19 protein-coding genes are annotated in these 21,757 nt (G+C 73.4%); 8 read left to right on the top strand and 11 right to left on the bottom strand.

Translation table 11 applies throughout. The features are described from left to right. Positions 1 to 10 precede the first annotated feature (10 nt). Together G6W55_RS04145 and G6W55_RS04140 are read right to left on the bottom strand one after the other, a co-directional pair. Positions 11 to 1,141, bottom strand: a complete 1,131-nt coding sequence (locus tag G6W55_RS04145; protein ID WP_175519392.1) for an acyl-CoA dehydrogenase family protein — start codon at positions 1,139 to 1,141, stop codon at positions 11 to 13. Further along, positions 1,141 to 2,334: an amidohydrolase family protein gene (locus G6W55_RS04140; RefSeq protein ID WP_175519391.1), complete on the bottom strand. Its 1,194-nt coding sequence runs from the start codon at positions 2,332 to 2,334 to the stop codon at positions 1,141 to 1,143. The genes G6W55_RS04145 and G6W55_RS04140 overlap by 1 nt, the downstream gene beginning before the upstream one ends. A 178-nt stretch (positions 2,335 to 2,512) precedes the next feature. On the opposite strand from G6W55_RS04140, the gene G6W55_RS04135 reads away from it, so the two are divergent. Next, the gene (locus G6W55_RS04135; RefSeq protein WP_175519390.1) at positions 2,513 to 4,036 is read left to right on the top strand and encodes a class I adenylate-forming enzyme family protein; all 1,524 of its coding nucleotides are present in this window, start codon (positions 2,513 to 2,515) and stop codon (positions 4,034 to 4,036) included. Between the two features lie 63 nt (positions 4,037 to 4,099). Here G6W55_RS04135 and G6W55_RS04130 read toward each other — a convergent pair whose 3' ends face one another. Both G6W55_RS04130 and G6W55_RS04125 read right to left on the bottom strand, forming a co-directional pair. Beyond that, a complete protein-coding gene (locus G6W55_RS04130; protein WP_175519389.1) occupies positions 4,100 to 4,612 on the bottom strand; it encodes an EF-hand domain-containing protein in 513 nt (170 codons plus the stop codon). A 172-nt stretch (positions 4,613 to 4,784) separates the two neighbouring features. Next, positions 4,785 to 5,168, bottom strand: a complete 384-nt coding sequence (locus G6W55_RS04125) for an STAS domain-containing protein (protein ID WP_175519388.1) — start codon at positions 5,166 to 5,168, stop codon at positions 4,785 to 4,787. 325 nt (positions 5,169 to 5,493) lie between these two features. On the opposite strand from G6W55_RS04125, the gene G6W55_RS04120 reads away from it, so the two are divergent. After that, complete coding sequence (locus tag G6W55_RS04120; protein ID WP_175519387.1) at positions 5,494 to 6,075, top strand: RNA polymerase sigma factor; 582 nt, start codon at positions 5,494 to 5,496, stop codon at positions 6,073 to 6,075. Continuing rightward, positions 6,072 to 7,400, top strand: coding sequence for a maleylpyruvate isomerase N-terminal domain-containing protein (locus tag G6W55_RS04115; protein WP_175519386.1), 1,329 nt, complete (start codon positions 6,072 to 6,074; stop codon positions 7,398 to 7,400). The genes G6W55_RS04120 and G6W55_RS04115 overlap by 4 nt, the downstream gene beginning before the upstream one ends. 158 nt (positions 7,401 to 7,558) lie before the next feature. On the opposite strand, the gene purU is transcribed toward G6W55_RS04115, so the two are convergent. Together purU and G6W55_RS04105 are read right to left on the bottom strand one after the other, a co-directional pair. Continuing rightward, complete coding sequence (gene purU / locus G6W55_RS04110) at positions 7,559 to 8,443, bottom strand: formyltetrahydrofolate deformylase (protein ID WP_078633892.1); 885 nt, start codon at positions 8,441 to 8,443, stop codon at positions 7,559 to 7,561. 47 nt (positions 8,444 to 8,490) lie between these two features. Continuing rightward, positions 8,491 to 8,991: a hypothetical protein gene (locus G6W55_RS04105; RefSeq protein ID WP_078636998.1), complete on the bottom strand. Its 501-nt coding sequence runs from the start codon at positions 8,989 to 8,991 to the stop codon at positions 8,491 to 8,493. A gap of 128 nt (positions 8,992 to 9,119) precedes the next feature. On the opposite strand from G6W55_RS04105, the gene G6W55_RS04100 reads away from it, so the two are divergent. After that, entirely contained in the window at positions 9,120 to 10,475 is a 1,356-nt protein-coding gene (locus tag G6W55_RS04100) for an ABC transporter substrate-binding protein (protein WP_175519385.1), read from the top strand. Between the two features lie 30 nt (positions 10,476 to 10,505). Here G6W55_RS04100 and G6W55_RS04095 read toward each other — a convergent pair whose 3' ends face one another. Continuing rightward, positions 10,506 to 12,116, bottom strand: a complete 1,611-nt coding sequence (locus G6W55_RS04095; protein WP_175519384.1) for a hypothetical protein — start codon at positions 12,114 to 12,116, stop codon at positions 10,506 to 10,508. Positions 12,117 to 12,293: 177 nt separating this feature from the next. Next, positions 12,294 to 13,679 carry a transcriptional regulator gene (locus tag G6W55_RS04090; RefSeq protein WP_175519383.1) on the bottom strand — a complete coding sequence of 462 codons (1,386 nt, stop codon included), beginning with the start codon at positions 13,677 to 13,679 and terminating at the stop codon, positions 12,294 to 12,296. Positions 13,680 to 13,944: 265 nt separating this feature from the next. On the opposite strand from G6W55_RS04090, the gene G6W55_RS04085 reads away from it, so the two are divergent. The 3 genes from G6W55_RS04085 to G6W55_RS04075 are packed head-to-tail and all read left to right on the top strand — an operon-like array spanning position 13,945 to position 17,011. After that, positions 13,945 to 14,607 carry a bifunctional DNA primase/polymerase gene (locus G6W55_RS04085; protein WP_175519635.1) on the top strand — a complete coding sequence of 221 codons (663 nt, stop codon included), beginning with the start codon at positions 13,945 to 13,947 and terminating at the stop codon, positions 14,605 to 14,607. A gap of 47 nt (positions 14,608 to 14,654) precedes the next feature. Next, the gene (locus G6W55_RS04080; RefSeq protein ID WP_175519382.1) at positions 14,655 to 15,425 is read left to right on the top strand and encodes an ABC transporter ATP-binding protein; all 771 of its coding nucleotides are present in this window, start codon (positions 14,655 to 14,657) and stop codon (positions 15,423 to 15,425) included. After that, entirely contained in the window at positions 15,422 to 17,011 is a 1,590-nt protein-coding gene (locus G6W55_RS04075) for a transporter (RefSeq protein WP_175519381.1), read from the top strand. Before G6W55_RS04080 ends, G6W55_RS04075 begins: the two co-directional genes overlap by 4 nt. A gap of 85 nt (positions 17,012 to 17,096) precedes the next feature. Here the strand turns inward: G6W55_RS04075 and G6W55_RS04070 are convergent, their stop codons facing one another. Together G6W55_RS04070 and G6W55_RS04065 are read right to left on the bottom strand one after the other, a co-directional pair. Continuing rightward, complete coding sequence (locus G6W55_RS04070) at positions 17,097 to 18,023, bottom strand: alpha/beta fold hydrolase (protein WP_175519380.1); 927 nt, start codon at positions 18,021 to 18,023, stop codon at positions 17,097 to 17,099. Between the two features lie 490 nt (positions 18,024 to 18,513). After that, positions 18,514 to 19,206: a metal-dependent transcriptional regulator gene (locus G6W55_RS04065; RefSeq protein WP_030785279.1), complete on the bottom strand. Its 693-nt coding sequence runs from the start codon at positions 19,204 to 19,206 to the stop codon at positions 18,514 to 18,516. Between the two features lie 289 nt (positions 19,207 to 19,495). Between G6W55_RS04065 and G6W55_RS04060 the strand changes: the two genes are divergently transcribed. Continuing rightward, positions 19,496 to 20,251: an SIS domain-containing protein gene (locus G6W55_RS04060; protein ID WP_175519379.1), complete on the top strand. Its 756-nt coding sequence runs from the start codon at positions 19,496 to 19,498 to the stop codon at positions 20,249 to 20,251. On the opposite strand, the gene G6W55_RS04055 is transcribed toward G6W55_RS04060, so the two are convergent. Then, the gene (locus G6W55_RS04055) at positions 20,239 to 21,717 is read right to left on the bottom strand and encodes a PAS domain-containing protein (protein WP_175519378.1); all 1,479 of its coding nucleotides are present in this window, start codon (positions 21,715 to 21,717) and stop codon (positions 20,239 to 20,241) included. The two genes, G6W55_RS04060 and G6W55_RS04055, sit on opposite strands and share 13 nt — an antisense overlap. Between the last annotated feature and the right edge of the window lie 40 nt (positions 21,718 to 21,757).

Genomic DNA, 21,757 nt, shown 5'->3' with positions numbered 1-21,757 from the left:
TCTCCCCCGCTCAGCGCCCCCTGGGCAGGCCGAGGATCCGCTCGGCCACGATGGTCCGCTGGATCTGCGAGGTACCGGCCGCGATCGTGTACGACAGCGAGGAGAGCCGGTCGAGCACCCAGGGCCGGTCCAGGTCGAGGGCGTCGTCGCCCAGCACCTCGGCCGCCGCGTCGTACAGCTCCTGACGCGCGTGCGAGTACCTCAGTTTGAAGACCGAACCGCCGGGGCCGGGGACCGCGCCGGCCGCGGCCGCGCTCACGTTCCACTGCGTGAGCCGCCACAGGGCGCGGAACTCGGCGTCCAGCAGGCCGAGCCGCCGGCGCAGCGCCGGATCGTCCCAGCGGCCGTTGCGGCGCGCCTCACGGGCCAGTTCGCCGAGCACGCGCCGGCAGGCGACGACCTCGCCGACGAAGGCCGTGCCGCGTTCGAAGGACAGCGTCACCATCGTCACGCGCCAGCCGTCGTTCTCCGCGCCCACCCGGTGCGCCGCCGGCACCCGCACGTCGTCGAGGAACACCTCGGCGAACTCGGCGGATCCGGCGAGCGTGCGCAGCGGGCGGACCGTCACGCCGGGCGCGTCCATGCGCAGCGCCAGCCAGGTGATGCCCCGGTGTTTGGGGGCGGCCGGGTCGGTGCGCACCAGGAGTTCGCACCAGTCGGCGACCTCGGCGTGGGAGGTCCAGATCTTGGAGCCGCTCACCACGTAGTCGTCGCCGTCGCGCCACGCGCGTGTGCGCAGCGACGCGAGGTCGGATCCGGCGCCGGGTTCGCTGAACCCCTGGCACCAGACCTCCTCGCCGCGCAGGATCGGCGGCAGCCAGCGCTCCCGCTGGGCGGCCGTCCCCTCGGCGGCGATGGTCGGGCCCGCGTGCAGCAGTCCGACGAAGTTGGCGCCCACATAGGGCGCGCCGGCCCGTTCGGTCTCCTCCAGGAAGATCATCCGCGTGGCCGGGGAGGCTTCCCAGTGCACGTCCGCGTATCCGGCGTCGTACAGGGTCCGTTGCCAGCCGAGGTCGTGGGCGCGGCGGCCGGGCCAGTCGTCGGGGGGCGGCGGGGGCGGGAGCGTGGGCAGCACCTTGCCCAGCCACTCCCGCAGCCGGGCGCGGAACTCGGCCTCGCCAGGGGTGTCCGAGAGATGCACTAGTCGTCCAGGTCCAGGCCGAGCATGCGGATGGCGTTGCCGCGCATCAGCTTGTGGACCGTCTCGTCGTCGAGGCCCTTGACGTGGTCGAGGGCGACCTCCTTGGTGTGCGGGAAGGTCGAGTCGACGTGCGGGTAGTCGGTCTCGAAGGTCGCGTTGTCCCGTCCGACGACGTCCAGGGAGGCGACCCCGTGCTTGTCGCGGAAGAAGCAGCAGAACATCTGCCGGTAGTAGTACGTCGACGGCGGCTCCGGGATCAGGTCGCGGACGCCGCCCCACGCGCGGTGCTCCTCCCACACGTCGTCGGCGCGCTCCAGGGCGTACGGGATCCAGCCCATCTGGCCCTCGGAGTACGCCAGTTTGAGCCGCGGGAAGCGGACCAGGACGCCGCTGAAGAGGTAGTCCATCATCGAGGCCATGGCGTTGTTGAAGGACAGGGACGCCTGGACGGCCGGGGGCGCGTCGGGGGAGGCGGCCGGCATCTGCGAGGACGAGCCGATGTGCATGTTGACGACCGTCTCCGTCTCCTCGCACACCGCGAAGAACGGGTCCCAGTGGCCCGAGTGGATGGACGGCAGCCCGAGGTGGGTCGGGATCTCGGAGAAGGTCACCGCGCGCACCCCGCGGGCCGCGTTGCGCCGGATCTCGGCGACCGCGAGGCCGATGTCCCACAGCGGGATCAGACAGAGCGGGATGAGCCGGCCGCCGCTGTCGCCGCACCACTCCTCGACCATCCAGTCGTTGTAGGCGCGCACACAGGCCAGCGCGACCTCCTTGTCGTGCGCCTCGGCGAAGGTCTGCCCGCAGAAGCGCGGGAACGACGGGAAGCACAGGGACGCCTCGACATGGTTGAGGTCCATGTCCGCGAGGCGCGCCTTGGGGTCCCAGCAGCCGCGCCGCATCTCCTCGCGGGTGATGCCCTCCAGGGTCATCTCGTCGCGGTCGAAGCCGACGGCGGCGATGTTGCGCTTGTACGGGAACTTGAGGTCCTCGTAGATCCACCAGTCGGTGGGGGTGCCCGCGGGGTCCATGGTGATCTGGTACTTCCCGGCGACGTAGGCGAGTTCGCCGATCCCGGCGGTGAGCGGCTGCGGTCCGCGGTCGTGGTACTTCCGCGGCAGCCAGGTCGAGAAGAGGTGGGCGGGTTCGATCACATGGTCGTCGACGCTGATGATGCGGGGCAGTTCCGTCATGGTCCCCTCCGGCCTGAGGCATGGGTCCGGCGCTCACGACACTCATCTGACGGTTCGTCAGATATCACTCCCCCGAAGGCTAGTCCCGCGACTCTGGACCGACAAGGCGGGCGGCCCTACGCTCTGCGCACGATCTGACTGTCCGTCAGGTCACGTCATCCACCGGCAGGGGGCCGCCGTGCACCAGACCGCCCACGAGCTGACCGCCCGCGAACTGAGCGCGTCCCGCACCCTGTGGGACCTCCTCGCCCGCCGCGCCGCCCTCACCCCCGACGGGCCCGTTCTCCTCCAGGACGACCGGGTCCTCACCTTCGGCGGGCTCCACGACCGCGCCGAGCGGGTCGCCGCCGGCCTGTACGGCATGGGGGTGCGCCCGGGCACGGTCGTGGCCTGGCAGCTCCCCACGCGCCTGGAGACGGCCGTGCTCTCGTTCGCGCTGGCCCGGCTGGGCGCCGTCCAGTCGCCGGTGATCCCGTTCTACCGGGACCGCGAGGTGGGCTTCGCCCTGCGCGAGTCCCGCGCCGAGTTCTTCGCCGTACCCGGCGTCTGGCGCGGCTTCGACCACGGCGAGATGGCCCGCCGGCTCGGCGCCAAGGGTGTCTTCGAGGCGTACGACGACCTCCCCGAGGGCGATCCGCGGGTGCTGCCCGCGCCGCCCGCCGAGGGCACCTCGGTGCGCTGGATCTACTGGACCTCGGGCACCACCTCCGACCCCAAGGGCGTGCTGCACACCGACCGTTCACTGATCGCGGGCGGCTCCTGCCTCGCGCACGCGCTGCGCCCCACCGCCGAGGACGTGGGCTCGATCGCGTTCCCGTACGCCCATATCGGCGGCCCCGACTACACCGTGATGCTGCTGCTCTACGGCTTCCCCGCCGTGCTGTTCGAGCAGTTCGCGCTGCCCGGCGCGCTGGAGGACTACCGGCGGCACGGCGTGACGATGGCGGGCGGGTCGACGGCGTTCTACTCGATGTTCCTCGCCGAGCAACGCGCGCGGCCCGGAGCCCCGTTGATCCCCTCGCTGCGGCTGCTCGCCGGGGGCGGGGCGCCGAAGCCGCCCGAGCTGTACCACGCGGTGGTCCGCGAGATGGGTGTGCGGCTCACCCACGGGTACGGCATGACCGAGGTGCCGATGATCACCATGGGGGCGCCCGACGACACCGACGAGAACCTCGCGACGACCGAGGGACGGCCACCGGCCGGCATGGAGATCCGGATCGCCGGCGACGGGGAGATACGGCTGCGCGGGGAGGCCGTCTGCCGGGGGTACCTGGACCCGGCGCAGACCGCGGCCGCCTTCGACGCGGACGGGTTCCTGCGCACCGGGGACCTCGGGCGGCTGACCGCCTCGGGGCATCTCGTGCTCACCGGACGGCTGAAGGACGTGATCATCCGCAAGGGCGAGAACATCTCCGCGAAGGAGATCGAGGACCTGCTCGCCGCCCACCCGGCCGTCGGGGACGTCGCGGTGATCGGGCTGCCGGACGCCGAGCGCGGGGAACGCGTCTGCGCGGTGGTCGAACAGCCCGCCGGGGCCGAGGCGTTGACCCTGGCCGCGGTGACGTCGTATCTGCGCGCGGCGGGACTCGCCCCGCACAAGGTGCCCGAGCAGATGGAGGTGGTGGACGCCCTGCCGCGCAACGACACCCTGCGCAAGGTGCTCAAGTACAAGCTGCGCGAGCGGTACGCGACGGGCGGGTGACGGGGGGCGAGTGGCGGGGAGCGAGTGGCGGAGGGCCGGTGCGGGAGTGCCGGTGCCGGACGGCTACTCGGGGACCGTGAAGTAGCGGGCGAACGCCGGGACGATCTCCGTCTCGCCGACCCGGCCGTCGGCGTCGCCGTCGAGCGCGGCGGCGCTGGTGCGGGCCACCTCCGCGGGGACGCCCAGGGCGGTCAGCAGGCGCGCGGTGTCCTCGACCGTGGCGCGGCCGTCGCCGTCCAGGTCGGCGAGGCGCAGGGCGGCGCGCAGGAAGGGGCGGGCGATCTCGGCGAACCGGTCGGGGTTGTCGCGCAGCCGCTTGACCGCGCCGGTCACGAACTCGTCCCGGGTGATGCGCTGGTCGCCGTCGCGGTCGGCGATGCCGGCCATGCCCTGCCAGAACGCCTCGGCGCCCGCGTACAGGGCCTGGCCCTTGTCGGAGCGGGCCACGGTGCCGAACTCGGCGAGCAGCGCCTGCGCGGCGGCGGCGAAGTCCACGCGGTCGATGTAGCCGTTGCCGTCCTGGTCGAAGGTGGCGAACCGGGCGGCGATCCTGCGTTCGTACTCGCTGCTGACCATGTCTCTCACGCCGCCTCACGTCGTCACGTCGGATGTCTGCGGGGTGTGCCCCGGCACGGAGCGTACGACGCCGGCGCCGCGCGGGCGCCGGGGAGGTGACGGCTGTGCCAGGACCGGGGGGAATTCGATACCTACGCGTGTCACGCGGACGGCGGCTCCGCACACGCGCGTGTCACACCGAGAGCGGCTCGGTCCCCTTCTCGTCCACCGCCTCCGCGAGGTCGCCGTACACGTCGAAGAGGCGGCGCACACCGAGCGCGCCCAGGACCCGGTTGACGTGCGAGCCCTCCGCGGCCCCGCGCGCGGGCAGGATCAGTCTGAGGCGGCCCCGGCAGGAACGGATCAGCCGGCGGGCGGCGATCAGGACGCCGACGCCGCTGGAGTCGCAGAAATACACCTCGGAGAGGTCCAGGACGAGATCGTGGCGGCCCTCGGCCACCTCGTCGTGGACCCGCTGACGCAGCACCGGCGACGTCACCAGGTCCAGTTCGCCCGACACATGGAGCACGGCCCATCCGCCCCGCTCGCCGCCGGTCACTTTGAAGGCCACCACCAAGCCTTTCCCTCGCCGAAACGGAAGCTGTCCCTTCGCTTCCTTGCAGCGCGGCTGCCCAGCGGCGCTGCCCCAAAACCCGGCGCTGAAAACAGAAAACGCAGGAAACAGGCTTGTTTCAATCACTTCCAGTCCTGTTCGATCCCTCTCAGTCGGAGTCGATCAGGTCTGATCGCGCGAAGGGAGGGTAGGGGCCCAATACCACCACCCGCCCGGCAGGGGGCGCACATTGCCACAATGGGGCGTGCGTCGTCGGACGTGCCGACTACATTCGAGGGGGGAGTGGACGCACGCTGGACACACGCACGAGCACGGGTGAGGGGGCCGTATGACCACGAAGGACGCACCGCCCCGCTGGGACCGCAGGATGCAGCAGCGACTGGCACGCGGTGAGGCGGCCGCCCTCGGCGAGCTGTACGACCGGTTCGCTTCGCTCGTGCACGGACTCGCCCACCGCGTGCTCGGGGACGAACGCGCGGCGGACGGCGTCACCCGCGAGGTCTTCGCCCACGTCTGGGAACACCCCGACACCTACGATCCCCAGCTCAGCCCCCTGCGCACCTGGATCGCCGCCCTGACGCACCGCCTCGCCGTCCAGCGGCTGCGCGCCACCGAGACCGCCGCGCTCGCCGACGGCGGCCCCGGCACCACCGAAGAACTGGAACTGAAGGTGCGCCACGCCTCGGTCGCCGCCCGCGCCGACTACATCGTCCAGGCCATGCCCGCCCCGCTGCGCGCCGCCCTGGAACTGGCCTATTTCCAGCGCCGCGACTACCGCCAGACCGCCGCCGACCTCGGCGTCACCGAGGACGAGGCACGCCGCAGGCTCCGTCTCGGCCTCCAACTCCTCGCCACGGCCCACGAGACCGCTCCCCCGGGCGCCCCGCCCGGCTACGGAGGTGCGGCGTGAGCGGCACGGACGGCTTCCAGGCGTACGACGGTGACGGCGAGGAGGACGACGACAGGCGGCGGCACGGCGCACCCGACGGCACCGGCGGCGCGCGCGGCGCGGACACGCCCCCGCCCACGCCCACGCCCCCGCCCCCGCCCTCGGCCCGTATCCCGCTGCCCCGCGCCTCCGTCGAGGACACCGGACTGCCGCTGCCCCCGGCGCCGCTGCGCCTGGAGCACCCGGTGCTGAAGTCCCTGCTGGGCGCGTGGGCGCTCGCCGCCTGCTCGGCGGAGGAGACGGCGGCCGTCGAGGAGCACCTCGGCGACTGCGGCGCCTGCGCCGACGAGGCCCGCCGGCTGCGCGAGGCGGTCGGGCTGCTCCAGCGCCCGGAGAGCCTGGACCTCGACCCCGGCCTGCGCACCCGCGTCCTGGAGGGCTGCCTCGACCGGCGCCCGCCGCACATCCCGGTCCCCGCCTGGGCGGCCTCGTACGACGCCGAGACCGCGCGTCTCGACGCCCTGCTCCAGGACTTCGGCGACGCCGAATGGCATGCGCCGGTGCGGCTGCGCTGGTACCGGGGCGAGGGCTCGCAGACCCGCCGGACGACCGTGGCCGGGGTGATCGCCCATCTCGTCGCGGTGGACGGCCTGGTCGCCGTCGCGCTCGGCCTGGACGACCCGCTGGGCACCGACGACCCCGACAAGCGGGACACCCGCACGCCCGGCGAGCGCACCGAGGCGTACTGGGACGCGGCGCCCTTCCCGCGCACCCGCTCGGTGCGCGGCCCGTGGCGCGAACAGACCCACGCCCTGGTGCGGACCGTCTCCTTCACGGGCGCAGGACCCGGCACGCTCCCGGTGTCGTACGGGCCGTTCGACCTGCCGCTGCGGGACGCGATGCTGGACCGCGCCTTCGAGTGCTGGGTGCACGCCGAGGACATCGCGGACGCCGTCGACTACCCGTACGCGCCGCCCGCGCCCCGCCATCTGCACGCGATGATCGACCTCGCCGCCCGGCTGCTGCCGCAGGCGCTGGACGCGCGCCGGCGCGCGGGGCTGGGCGCGCCCGCCGAGCGCCGTCTGGTGGCGGCCGGGGCGCCGGGCCGCAGCCTGCGCCTGGAGATCGAGGGCGAGGGCGGCGGCCAGTGGCTGATCCCGCTGGACTCCCCGGCGGCGGTGGGCTCCGCCGCGCACGAGGTGGCCCATGTCGCCCTGGACGACGTGGAGTTCTGCCGCCTGGCCGCGGGCCACGTTCCTCCGGAGGAAGCGGCGGCCGGGCAACTGGGCGACCGCGAGGCGATCAGGGACGTACTGTTCGCGGCGGCGAGCCTGAGCCGGATGTAGGGGGGCGATCGGTTTCGTGGGCGGCTGCGGGCCGTCCGTGGCCGGTCGCGCAGTTCCCCGCGCCCCTTGACGAGCGCCCGGCGTAGAAGGGGCGCGGGGAACTGCGCGAACAAGCCCCACGCACCCGCAGCCGCCCGCGAACGGATCGCCCCGAGCTGTCAGGCGAAAACGACCGTACGCCGACCGTTGAGCAAAATACGCCGCTCCGCATGCCACTTCACGGCCCGCGCCAGCGCCTGGCACTCCACGTCCCGGCCGACCGCCACAAGCTGGTCCGGAGTGACGCCATGCCCCACCCGCTCGACCTCCTGCTCGATGATCGGCCCCTCGTCGAGGTCCGCGGTGACATAGTGCGCGGTCGCGCCGATCAGCTTCACCCCGCGCGCGTGCGCCTGGTGATACGGCTTCGCGCCCTTGAAGCTCGGCAGGAACGAGTGGTGGATGTTGATGATCCGCCCGCTGAGCCGCTTGCACAGGTCGTCCGAGAGGACCTGCATGTACCGGGCGAGGACGACCAGTTCGACGTCCTGCTCCCGCACGATGTCCAGCAGCTTCGCCTCGGCCTCCGCCTTCGTCTCCCGGGTGACCGGGATGTGGTGGAAGGGGATGCCGTACGAGCCGACCAGCTCGGCGAAGTCGGTGTGGTTGGAGACCACCGCGGCGATCTCCACCGGCAGCGCGCCGATGCTCGCGCGGAACAGCAGGTCGTTCAGGCAGTGCCCGAACCTGCTGACCATCAGGACGATGCGCATCTTCTCGTCGGCCCGGTTGATCTGCCAGTCCATCTGGAAGGAGTCACCGATCGCCGCGAAGCTCGCGCGCAGCTTGTCCAGGGTGACGGGCGCGTCCGCCGAGAAGTGCACGCGCATGAAGAACAGACCCGTGTCGTGGTCACCGAACTGCTGGCTGTCCTCGATGTTGCAGCCGGTCATGAAGAGATAGCTCGACACGGCGTGCACGATGCCCTGCTTGTCCGGGCTGGAGAGCGTGAGGACGTACTGGTCGGCCGGGACCGCCGCGGCTCGGGTGGACTGCTCGTTCATGCAGCACAGGGTCTCATGACCGCGCGCGCGTGCGAGGGCTCCGTCCGCTACGCGGACCGGGTCATGATCCGCAGGACCTCCAGGGTGCGCGGCGGCGCGTCCGGGTCCTCGCCGTCGGCCACCGCCATCCGCACATGCGCGTCGCGCGCCGCCCGCACGGCCTCCGGCCAGCCCTCGTTCTGGACGTAGACGGAGACGTGCGCGTCCGGCCCGACCTGGTGCATGATCCGCAGCACCCGCAGCACGGCGGTGTCCACGAGGGCCGCCTCCTGCGAGTCGCGGAAGATCGTGCCGACGTACTTCTCGGCGGACCAGTTGTCGAGCCAGGTGTCCTCGACCAGGCGGTACACGGCGTCGGTGACGTCCCCGTACCCGTCGACACCGGCCAGCCAGACGTTCTGCTGGAACACCGGATCGGAGAGCATGTGCAGCGCGGAGCGCACATTGCTGCGCCAGCGCCACCACGGCATGTCGTTGAGTGGCATGCCGCCCATGGTGGGGGAGCGACGGCCGCGACGGGAAGAGTTCTCCGAACCTTGCACGGTGATAGATCGTACGTTTTCCCGTCCCGGGGGCCTCACCGGCCCCCTTCCGCCCCGGTAATTCACCTTCCCGTCACCCGGTGTTGAGCAAGGGTCACTCCTGGGTTATCGATGTGACGGAATCGTGCGTGTCCATGACCGGCAGGCGACGCATGTTCCATGGACGCACCTCCCTCCCCGGGTCCCCCCGCCGCACCGGGCGCGGCAGAGCCTCCGCCCTCGCGGCGGGCGCGCTGGCCGCCTGTGCCTCGCTCGTCGCCGGATGCGGGGTGGTCCCCGGGACGGCGGCGGGTTCCGGGGACGGCCCGATCGTCGTGATGACCTGGGCGCCCGAGGGCACGGCCGCCACCAACATGCCGGGAATGCCCGCCTTCGCCCGCGCCTACGGCCGCTGGATCAACGACCAGGGCGGTCTGAACGGCCGCAAGCTCAAGGTCCTGACCTGCAACGACCACAACGACACGGTGGGCGCCGCGGACTGCGCCCGGCGCGCGGTCAAGGAGGGCGCCGTCGCGGTCGTCGGCTCCTACAGCCAGCACTCCGCCGCGTTCTTCCCGCATCTGGAGGGCGCGGGCATCCCGTACATAGGCGGCTACGGCGTCACGAACACCGAGTTCACCAGCCCCCTGTCCTACCCGGTCAACGGCGGGCAGCCCGCCCTGCTGGCCGGCCTCGGCAAGGAGCTGGCCGCGAGCTGCGGCCCGGTCGCGCTGGTGCGCCCGGACACCATCGCCGGTGACGCCCTGCCGGGCATGCTCAACGCCGGGCTGCGGGCGGGCGGCCACGCGGACGCCCGGGACCAGCTCGCGGCGGAGGACGCCACCGAGTACTCCGCGCAGGCCGAGAGCGCCCTGGGCGCGGCGACCGGCGGCTCCGGCGCCGCCGGCTCCTCGGCGGGCTCCTCCGCGGACGGCACGCGGGGCTGTGTGGTGCCCGCCCTCGGCGACCGCACCAGCACCTTCATGGACTCCTTCCGGCGCACCCGCGCCGACTATCCCGACGTCCGCACGGGCAGTGTGCTGGGCAGCGTCGACCAGACCGTGATCGACGCCACCGGCGGCGGCTCGGGGCCGTACGAGGGGGCGTACGTCACCGGCTGGTACCCGGTGGCGAGCGACAAGCGCTGGGCGCCGATGAAGAAGGTCATCAGCGAGGCGGCCTTCTCGGACACCCGGATCAGCCCGAACGACACCGGCGTGCAGACCACCTGGATCGCCTACACCGTGCTGCGCAAGGCCGTGGAGTCCCTGGAGGGCGGTGACGTCACCGCGACGCGGGTGCGGGGCGTCCTGGACCGGGCGTCCATCGGCACGGACGGTCTCACGCCGACGCTGCGCTGGCAGTTCTCCGGCCCGCTGGGCGCCATCGGCTTCCCGCGCATGGTCAACGCCGACGTCACCCTCCAGACCGTGCGGGAGGGCCTGCTGGTCGCGGCCAAGCGCGGCTTCGTGGACACGACCACGACGCTGGAGGCAGCGGAGATCGACTGACCGGCGGCCGCCGGTCAGTCGATCAGCCGCTCACAACTGGGTCGGCTGGCGCTGGGTCAGGCCGTACTTCCGGGCGATCGCGTTCCACAGCTCGGCCGCCTGCGCCTTCTGCGTGGAGGCGGTGCCGCTGTCCCGGTTGCCCTGCTGGGTCTCGGCGGTGCCGCGGGCCTGGCCCTTCTTGCAGTTCCGCTTCCGGTTCTGGGCGACCTGGTCGGCCCAGGCCGCGTAGTGGTCGTCGGCGGACGCGGACGCCTGCCACGCCTTGGTGAGCGCGGCGGTCAGCGCGGCGTGGTCCGGGAGCTGGTCCACGGACAGATCGGCCAGCTTCGTCACCAGGTCGGTGCGCTGCCGGCCCGCGTCCCGCAGGTCCGAGGCGGCCTGCTGGAGGTTGCTGCACGCCTTGACGTCCGCCACCGCGGCGATCACCGCGGCCCGGCTGCTGCCGCTGTCCGCGAGCAGCTTGTCCAGCGCGACCGCCTGCTCCTTCGCCGCGTCCGCCTTCGCCGAGGGCGACTGTTCGGCCGCGGGCGCCGACGCGGCGACGTTCTTGCTGCCGTCGTCGCCCCCGTCGTCTCCCCCGCCGCCGCCGAGCAGCGCGCCGGCGCCGACGCCGAGGACCGCGAGGGCCACGCCGATCGCCGCGATCAGCGGAACCCGCGATCCGGTCCGGCCGCCGCGGCCGCCGCCTCGGCCGTCGTCGCCGTAGTCGTCGTCGCGGGAGACGGGCGGGATGAACGGTGGCGCGGTGCGTCCGGCGGCGGGGCCGGTGCCGTAGCCCTGGCCCTGGCCGGGGATGCGCGGCAGATGCTGGGTGGCGCCGGCCGGTCCGTCACCGCCGGGGCCGTCCCGGAAGAGGTTCTCGAAGCCCGCGGGGGGCTGGGGGCCGCCGCCGGGCGCCGGGTACTGCTGTCCGGGCACCGGCGGGATGTACTGGGTGGCGTCGGCGTCGGAGTGGGCCGCGCCCGGGGTCGGGCCCTGGGCGGTGTGCCGGGCGCCGAGGTAGTGCGTGGACTCGGCCGGGTTCTCGGGCGGCAGCGCGCCCGGCCCGACCGGCGGTATGTACTGCGTCGCGCCCTCGTCGCCGCCGGGCGCGGCGGGCACGGGCGGCAGGTACTGGGTGCGGCCGTCGTCGGCCGGACCGGCCGCGACCGGCGGGATGTACTGGGTGGCGCCCTCGTCCACCGGCGGCAGCGGCACACCGGTGGACGCGTGGACACCGGTGGCCCCGTGGCCGCCGCCGTGCCCGCCCTGGCCGTACGACGGCTGCGGCGGGCCCTGGTCGTACGACGGGGCCGGCGCTGCCTCCGGAGGCAGCGGGCCCGCTCCCGCGCCCCAGGCGTCCGGCTGCGGGGTGCCCCACTGCTGCGGGGCGGGCGGCTGCTGGGCGGGCGGCTGCTGCTGGGCGGGGCCCCAGGGGTCGCCCCAGGTCTGGCCGGCGGCCGGCGACTGCCCGTCGTACTGCTGCTGCCCGTACTCCTGCCGCCCGTACTGCGGCGAGCCGTACGCGCCCGTGGGGGCGGCCGGCTGCGATCCGCCGGGCGTCATCCCCGGAAGCAGGGGTTCACCACCGTCGGAGGGCAGCACGATGCCTTCGCGCGCGGGCCGCGCCGAGGGCTCCTCGCCCTGTCCACTCTGCGTCACCGGGACTCCTGTGCCTGGGAAACCTTCGGAACCGTCGGCTCACGCTACCGGGTCCCCGGAACCCCGTGCCACGCAGCTCAGGTGGTGATCTCCCTCCCAGGTCTCCCTCCCGGGTCTCCCTCTCAGGTCTCCCTCCCGGCGACGCAGGTGACACGGCCGAAGCGCGGTCGCGCCCGTTCAGGCCGCTGTCTGGAGATCCAGCCGGGCCCCGAACTCCCTTACCACCGGCTCCTCCCGGTACGGCTCCAGCCGTTGCTGAAGGTCCTCCAGATACTCCGCGCCCCGGTTGGAGCGCAGGGTGCCGAGCAGTTCGACCGCCTTCAGGCCGGTGTGGCAGGCGAGTTCGACCTCCCGCTGCTGCACCTGAGCGGTGGCCAGCAGCACATAGCCGATCGCGCGCCGGCGCGCACGGCTCTGCGGATGCCCGGCCAGGGACTGCTCGGCGCAGCGCGCGGCGGCCTCGGCCTGCCCCAGGTCGCGGTGGCAGTGCGCCAACTCGTCGGCGAGATACGCCTCGTCGAAGTGCGCGATCCACGCCGGGTCGTCGCCGGCCGCCGGATCGGCCGCCTCCAGCGCGGACACCGCCCGGCCGGAGGAGAGCTGCGCCGCGCGCGCGTCGCCCAGCAGCGCGTGCCCGCGCGCCTCGGCGGCGTGGAACATCGCCTCCGCGCGCGGGGTGACCCGCCCGCGTGCGCCTTCCTGGGCGGCGCGCGCCAACTGGGCGATCTCGCGCGGGTTTCCGAGCTGGGCGGCGAGATGACTCATGGACGCGGCCAGGACGTAACCGCCGTAGCCGCGGTCGCCCGCGGCCTGGGCGAGGCGCAGCGCCTGGATGTAGTAGCGCTGGGCCAGGCCCGGTTGGCCGGTGTCGACGGCCATGTACCCGGCCAGCTCCGTCAACCGGGCGACGGCGGCGAAGAGTTCGCGGCCCACCGCCTCCCGGTAGGAGCCGGCCAGGAGCCCCGAGACGACGCTGTTGAGGTAGTGCACGACGACCGGGCGGACGTGTCCGCTGCCGTACTGGTGGTCGAGGTCGACCAGTGCCTGGGTCATCGCCTTCACGGCGGCCACGTCGGACAGTCCCACGCGCGGTCCCGCCGTCCGCGCCACCTGGGCGTCGGGCGACGAGATCAGCCAGTCGCGGCTGGGCTCGACCAGCGCGGACGCCGCGACCGAGGACCCGGTGAGGAAGTCACGGCGGCCCACGTCGCTGCGCCACAGCTCGCAGACCTGCTCGATGGCCCCGAGGACGGTCGGCGAGAACTGGAGGCCGACGCCGGAGGCGAGGTTCTTGCCGTTGGCCATGCCGATCTCGTCGATCGTGACCGTCCGGCCGAGCTTGCGGCCGAGCGCCTCGGCGATGATCGCCGGGGCGCGTCCGCGCGGCTGCTGTCCGCGCAGCCAACGGGCCACGGACGTCTTGTCGTAGCGCAGGTCGAGCCCGTGCTCGGCGCCGCACATGTTGACCCGGCGGGCCAGCCCGGCGTTCGAGCAGCCCGCCTCCTGGATGAGCGCTTGCAGCCGTTCGTTCGGCTGCCGCGCGACTAGCGGCCTCGCGGCCATGGGCACTACCCCCTGTGGAGTTCCGCACCGAAAAGTTCCGGCCGGGAAGATCAATGCCCCGCACCCATGACGAAAATGCGAGGCATGAGAGGATTGCCGACTGTCTCCGGGTTCCGACGGATGCCCGCCCCCTTCGTGACTACCCGCTCCCGCGCCCGTTCCTGCCGCGCGCCCCCGCCCGTGCACCCATGCGCCCCGGACGCGGACCCGATGCTCCCGCCGACCGCCGTCGGGGTGGGCGTAACCCCTGGTGACCGCGGGAGTTGTGCTGATCGTGGAAGAGACCATCGCCGGCGCCGACGCCACCCAAATCCCGAAGCAGCGCGGGGAATCGCTGCTGGAGACCGCCGTCCGCTATGCCGAGGAACGTCATTGGGACGTCTTCGCCGGCACCTGGCTGGAAGCCGTCGACGGGGTGCAGCGCTGCTCCTGCGAGAACACCGCGTGCGATGCGCCCGGTGCGCACCCCACGCGCCCCGACTGGGCGAGCCAGGCGACGGGCAGCGCGACCGTCGCCCGCCGGATGTGGCAGAAGCAGCCGACCGCGTCCATCCTGCTGCCGACGGGGCGCACGTTCGACGCGATCTCCGTCACGGAGACGGCGGGGTTCCTGGCGCTCGCGCGGATGGAGCGCATGGAGCTGACGCTCGGTCCCGTGACGCTGACCCCGGACCGGCGGATGCACTTCTTCGTGCTGCCGGGGGCGGCGGCGAAGGTTCCTGACCTGGTGCGCAAGCTCGGCTGGTCGCTGTCGGCGCTCGATCTGGTGACGCTCGGCGAGGGCATGTACGTGGCCGCGCCGCCGACCCGGTTCGGGCAGCGCGGCGCCGTGCAGTGGGCCTGTAGGCCGACGGCGGCGAACCGCTGGCTGCCGGACGCGGAGGAGTTGATCTCCCCGCTCGCGTACGCGTGCGGCCGCGACCGGTAGGGCGTCCGTACCGGTCCCGGCCGGTCCCGTCACCGTAGGGTTCCGGCATGACGTCCGTACGCGTGCGCAATCTCTGGAAGCGGTTCGGTCAGCAGGTCGCCGTCGCCGGGATCGATCTCGACCTTCCCGCCGGGAAGTTCATCGGCCTGGTCGGGCCGAACGGCGCCGGGAAGACCACCACCCTGTCGATGGTGACCGGACTGCTGCGGCCCGACGAGGGGACGGTCGAGGTCGTCGGGCACGACGTGTGGCGGGATCCGGTGGAGGTCAAGGCACGCATCGGCGTCCTGCCGGAGGGACTGCGCCTGTTCGAACGGCTTTCCGGTCGTGAACTGCTCGTCTACAGCGGGCGGTTGCGCGGACTGCCCGGCCCCGAGGTCGACAAGCGGGCCGGGCAGCTCCTCGACGTCCTCGATCTGTCCGGCGCGCAGCACAAGCTCGTCGTCGACTACTCCACCGGTATGCGCAAGAAGATCGGGCTCGCCGCCGCGCTCCTCCACAACCCCGAAGTGCTCTTCCTGGACGAGCCGTTCGAGGGCGTCGACCCCGTCTCCGCGCAGACCATCCGGGGCGTCCTGGAGCGGTACACGGCCTCCGGCGCCACCGTGGTGTTCTCCTCCCACGTCATGGAGCTGGTCGAGTCGCTGTGCGACTGGGTGGCCGTGATGGCCGCCGGGCGGATCCGGGCCCACGGTCCGCTGGCGGAGGTGCGCGGGGCGGCGCCCTCGCTCCAGCAGGCGTTCCTGGAGCTGGTCGGGGCGCAGGGCCGGGACGCCGGGTCCGATCTGGACTGGCTCGGCGGCGGGGCCGCCCGATGACCCCGCTGGTCTCCACCGTCGTACGGCTGAAGCTGTCGCTGCTGCGTAACGGACTCCAGCGGTCCGCGGGCCGGCGGGCCGCGTACATCGCCTCGGCCGCCTTCGTGCTGCTGTTCTCCGCGGTGCAGCTCATCGCGCTGATCGCGCTGCGCGGGCACGCGCACGCCGCGTCGCTCGTGGTGCCGCTGGTGGCGGTGCTCGGGCTGGGGTGGGCGGTGATGCCGCTGTTCTTCCCGAGCGGGGACGAGACCCTGGACCCGACCCGGCTGGTGATGCTGCCGCTGCGGCCCCGGCCGCTGGTGCGGGCGCTGCTCGCCGCCTCGCTGGTCGGGATCGGGCCGCTGTTCACGGCGGTCCTGCTGGCCGGTTCGGTGATCGCGGTGGCGCACGGCGCGGCCGCGATCGCGTTCGGTGTGGCCGGGGCCGTGCTCGCGCTGCTGGTGTGCGTGGCCCTCGCCCGCGCCGTCGCGGCCGCGAACATCCGTCTGCTGAGCAGCCGCAAGGGGCGTGATCTCGCGGTGCTCAGCGGGCTGGTCGTCGCGATCGGCGCGCAGGCCGTCAACTTCGGTGCGCAGCAGCTCGGATCGGGCGGGCTCGGCCGGCTCGACGCGGTGGCGGACGTGCTGCGCTGGCTGCCGCCCGCCTCGGCGATCGGCGCGGCGGACTCCGCGAGCGACGGCTCGTACGGCGTCGCCGTCGCCCAACTGCTGGTCAGCGGGGTCGCGCTGGCGCTGCTCCTGGGCGTGTGGACGCGCAGTCTGACCCGGCTGATGGTCTCGCCGGACGGCTCCACCCTGCTGGCCGCCGAACCGGCCGAGCGGGAGCGGCGCGGCGCGTCGGGACTGGCACGGCTGCTGCCGGGCGGGCGGACCGGCACCGTCATGGAGCGCAGTCTGCGCTATGTGTGGCGGGACCCGAAGACGAAGGCGGCCTGGGCGACTTCGCTGGCGATCGGGCTGATCGTGCCCGTCTTCAACGCGCTCCAGGGCACCGGCTCGGTCTACTTCGCCTGCTTCGCCGCGGGGATGCTCGGCATCCAGATGTACAACCAGTTCGGGCAGGACACCTCCGCCTTCTGGATGGTCGCCATGACGATCTCCTCGCCCCGGGACGCGTACGTCGAGCTGCGCGCGCGGGCGCTGGCCCTGCTGGTGATCACCCTGCCGTACGCCACGCTGGTGACGGTCCTGACGACCGCGCTGCTGGGCGCCTGGGAGCAACTGCCCGAGGTGCTGGGGCTTTCGCTGGCACTGCTGGGCGCGATGCTGACGACCGGCGTCTGGACCTCGGCGCGCTTCCCGTACTCGATCCCGCAGGAGGGCTACAAGAACGTGGCGCCGGGCCAGACCGGGCTCGCCTGGATCTCGGTGTTCGGCGGCATGGTCTCGGCGGCCCTGCTGTGCGCCCCGGTGATCGCGGTGACGATCTGGCTGAACGTGAGCGCGGGCGGCGACGCGTGGACCTGGCTGCTGCTGCCGGGGGGCGCGGCGTACGGGGCGGCGCTCACGCTGCTGGGGCTGCGGCTGGCGGCGCCGCGGACGGCGGACCGGCTCCCGGAGATCCTGGCGGCGGTGAGCAAGGCGTAGCCGGGCCCTCGGGTCTCCTACGGGGTGCTACGGCGTGACGGGGTGCTACGGGCGTGTACGGGGTGCTACGGGCGTGTACGGGGTGCTACGGCGTGCTGAACACCGAGTCCAGGAACGGTTCGATCGCCGTGCGCCAGCCCTCCGGCTGGTCGTAGTGGACGAGATGGCCGGCGTCGGCGACTTCCGCGTACTGCCCGCGCGGCAGGACGCGGACCATCTCCTGGGCCTCGGCGCGGCCCAGTTCGCCGTCGAGACCGCGGACGACCAGGGCGGGGCAGCGGACCTGCGCCAGCTCCTCCCAGTGGGCGTCGTAGACCCAGGTCTCGCGGGACTTGAGCATCTGCTCGGGGGCGAAGACGGGGCGCCAGCCGTCCGGGGACTCCTGCATCACCTCGGCGTAGAACTCGCCGCGGGAGGCGTGCGGGCGCTCCACCCAGGGGTCGTCCTCGCCGAACCACTTGCGGACGTCGGCGAGGGTGGCGAAGGGCAGCGGCCAGGACTTGAACCAGTCGGCCCACTCGCGCTGGGAGGCAGCGCCGAGGGCGGAGGCCCGCATGTCGCAGATGACCAGGGCGCGCACCAGGTCGGGGCGTTTCGCGGCGAGCTGCCAGGCGGTCAGCGCGCCCATGGCGTGGCCGATGAGGACGGCGGGGGCGAGGCCGAGCTGCTCGATGGCCGCCTCCAGGTCCTCGACGTACGCCTCGCGCGTGAAGGCGGCCTCCGGGGGCTTCTCGCTGCGGCCGTGGCCGCGCTGGTCGAGGGCGACGGCGCGATGGCGCTCGGAGAGCCAGCGGGCGGTGGACGCCCAGTGCGAGGCCCGGCCCATCAGCCCGTGCAATAACAGGACGCCCGGCCTGTTCTCGGGTCCGGCCGGGGTGTCCGGGGGCCCGGTGCGCTCCCCGGTGGACTGGGCGGGGATCACGGCGTCCGCCCCGTCCTTCGGCGGGTCACCGAACTCCCAGGCCGCGAGGCGTACGCCGCCCGCCCCGGTCACGTCGATGCGTCGCGCCATAGGTCCTGGCACCCCCTAGCCGTCGTACCGCTTGTGCTGCCGCCGCCTGCTGCCGCTGCTGCCTTGGATCAGCCATGGAACCGCGCACGCCCGGTGCGCTCCGTCACGCCATCACACGCAGAGTATCGAATGCCTATTCGAAAAACGTCGCATCCGCGAGCAACACCCCTCGTTCGAGTGACCACCCGCAAGGAATGATCGCCGTCGTCGAGGGGAGATCTTCAACGGGAGGCGGACCGCTCGGGGAAAACGGTCCGAGGGGAACGACCTTGAGAGCTCGGGGCTCCAGGTCGTACCAGGGGAGGACAGGCCCCGGTGCCGCACGGCACCGGGGCCCTCCACATGTCCGCGGCACGCCATCCCCGCCCCCTCAGGTCATATGCCTCACGCCAGCCTGGCACGCCGACGGCCGCCGCGCTGCGATTCGACACAGAACCTGAGCGGCCATCAGAAGGCGACCGGCCGTCAGAACCGCCTGAACCGCGGGAAGTCAGCGCTTCGCGACGAACACGTGCGACGCGACGTCCGCCTCCAGCTCGGCCGCCTCGCCGCCGCTGCCCACCAGCACCCCGCCGGCCGACTCCGTCACGCTCACCACCGAACCCGGCTGCACACCCGCCCGGCGCAGCGTGTACATGAGCTGCGCGTCGGTCTGGATGGGCTCGCCGATCCGGCGCACCACGACGGTCTTGCCCTCCAGGCCCGGGTCGAGGTCGGCCAGCGAGACCATGCCCTCGTCCAGGAACGGATCGGCGCCGTCCTTCTCGCCCAGCTCCTCCAGGCCCGGGATCGGGTTGCCGTACGGCGACTCGGTGGGGTGGCGCAGCAGCTCCAGGACGCGGCGCTCCACCGCCTCGCTCATCACGTGCTCCCAGCGGCAGGCCTCGGCGTGCACCTGCTCCCACTCCAGGCCGATCACGTCGACCAGCAGGCACTCGGCCAGCCGATGCTTGCGCATCACGCGCGTGGCCAGCCGGCGGCCCTCGTCGGTCAGCTCCAGATGCCGGTCGCTGGCCACGGCGACCAGGCCGTCCCGCTCCATGCGCGCCACCGTCTGGCTGACGGTCGGTCCGCTCTGATCGAGCCGCTCGGCGATCCGGGCGCGCATGGGGACCACACCTTCCTCCTCCAGCTCGAGGATGGTGCGGAGATACATCTCCGTGGTGTCGATCAGTCCGGACATTCGTGCCCCTCGATGAGATCTGCCGAAGGCTCGACGGCTCTCCGGCGCGTGCGCGTGCGCTGGCCCTGACGTCAATTCTGCCGGATACCACTGACAAGCGTGCCGCGCCGGTGAAACGAGGTGGTTACACCCCGCTTTCGGGACCCCGTCCCCGGCCCGTCCCCGCCCGTCTCCCGCCCGGCACACCGCCCCGCGCCGCCGTATTGACAGCGCACTGGTCCAGACCGCACGGTGATCCGCGACACGGACACGCGACGCAGAATCTCGACACGGCAAAGGGGCCCTTCGGATGAGCGACCGCCAGCTCGGCGCGCAGTTCTTCGACGCCGCGATCTCGCTGCTCCAGCGGGTCCGCGACGAGGAGGCGGAGGCCGTCGAGGCGGCCGCCGCGCTCCTCGCCGACACGGTGGCCGACGGCGGCCGCCTCTTCGCCTTCGGCGCCGGGCACTCCTCGCTCCCCGCGCAGGACGTCGTCTACCGCGCGGGCGGTCTGGCCCTGATGAACCTGCTGGTGGTGCCGGGTGTCGTCGGCGTCGACGTCATGCCGGCCACGCTCGGCTCCGCCCTGGAGCGTGTCGAGGGGCTCGCGAGCGCCGTCCTGGACACCGCCCCGATCGGCGCCGGCGACGCCCTGGTGGTCATCTCGCTGTCCGGCCGCAACGCGCTGCCCGTGGAGATGGCGAGCAGCGCCCGCGCGCGGGGCATCAAGGTCATCGGCGTGACCTCGGTGGCGTACGCCTCCGAGACCACCGCCCGGAACCCGTCGGGGACCTTCCTCAAGGACCACTGCGACGTCGTACTGGACTCGAAGATCGCCGTCGGGGACGCGGAGCTGACCCTCGACACGGTCCCGGCGCCCTTCGCGCCCGCCTCCACCGTCGTCACCTCGGCCCTGCTCCAGGCGGTCATGGCCACCGCCGCCGGCGACCTCGCCGCGCGCGGTGTCGAACCGCCGCTGCTGCGCTCCGGGAACGTCGACGGCGGCCACGAGTGGAACACGCGGATCATGCGGGAGTACGGCGACCGGATCTTCTACCGGCGCTGATCGCCGCCGTTGCCGCCGTTCCCGCCGCTTCGGGTGAGGTCGGCCAGGTCCAGCGCCGCCGCCATCCGCACGGCCACGTCCTCGGCGTAGGCGGCGTCGGCCCGCTGGAAGGCGCTGCGGCCCGCCCCGCGCAGGAACGTGACGACACCGAGGGTGCGGCCCCGGCTGCGCAGCACCGCGCACAGGGCGTGCACGGTGTCCTCGGGCCACAGGCGGGCCCGCGCCCACTCCCGGGCCGCCTCGGCCGGTACGGATCCGGCGCCGGCCCGCACCGAGCCGGCCCGGGCCACGCACTGGAGCACGGGGTGCGTCTCGCCGTAGCGGACGGGCAGCCCGGCGTGGCCGGTGAGCGCGCTGGGGCCCGGTCCGCCGGACGGCGTGGCGGCGGTCCGCACCAGCCGCGGCGGGCCCTCCGGGACGGTGGTGGCCGACCGGGGGGTCAGGAGCCGGTCGAGGACGGCGTGGTCGGCGAACCCCGCGAGCGCAAAGTCGAGGTGGACCGTGGCGGCCTCGGTGGGGTCCTCGCACTCGGCCGCCGCGCGGGCCGCCCGGTGCAACTGGTTGGCGCGGAAGCGCAGCAGCGCCGCCTCCTGCTCGCCCTGCTTGGCCTCGGTGACGTCCTGGAACAGCCAGCCCACCCCGAGCGGCACCGGCTCCTCCGCCAGCGGCGAGGCCAGCCGCAGGAAGCCGCTGCGCCAGCAGCGCCGCCGCTCGCCGTCCGGGGTGCGCACCCCGACCCACATCTCGGCGGGCGCGGGCGGCGCGCCCTCGGCGAGGACGTGCGTCAGCGCGTTCTCCAGCTCCTCCACGCCGCGGGTGAGCAGTTCGCCCAGCGGACGGCCGAGGACCGCCGTACGGCTGGTGCCCAGCGCGCGGGCGGCGTGCGCGTTGACGACGGCGGGGCGCAGGTCGGCGTCGACCAGGACGACACCCCAGGAGGCGTCGTCGAAGAGGGCCTCGCTGAGCGCGATGGACCGCTCCAGGTCGATCTGCGCGTGGACCTCGCTGAACGCGCAGTACAGCCCGGCGGGCCTGCCGTCGGGCCCGCGCACGGCCGCGGACTGGGTCCGCACCAGGACCCGGCCGCCGTCCTTGGTGAGCAGCGCGAACTCGTGGACCTGGCGGCCGGTCGCGCGCATCGCCGACAGCAGCCGGTTCTCGATCTCCTCGGCGTCCGCCTCCCGCACGGCCCATCCGGCGAAGCCCGGCCGGCCCACCGCCTCGGCGGCGCTCCAGCCGAGGATGCGCTCGGCCTCGCGGTTCCAGTGGGTGACGACGCCGTCCGCGTCGAAGGCGCACAGGGCCGCGTCCATGCCGTCGAGCAGCGCGGCGAGCAGGTGCGCGCCGCCGGGGCCCTTGGGGCCGTCCGGCCGCTCGGGCTCGTCCGGCCCCAGCTCGTCGGTGGTCCCGCTACGCCGGGAAGCACTCACCTGGACCCCCTGACAGGTTCGCTCGCTTGCCCTCATTCAACTCGAACGTGATGCAGCACACACGCAGTTCCCGCAA

It is taken from the genome of Streptomyces sp. CAI-85, from assembly GCF_013363615.1.
In the GTDB taxonomy this organism is placed as follows: Bacteria; Actinomycetota; Actinomycetes; order Streptomycetales; family Streptomycetaceae; genus Streptomyces; species Streptomyces antibioticus_B.
The sequence above is the reverse complement of the archived record's forward strand: the minus strand, read 5'-3'. Positions and strand labels throughout refer to the sequence as shown.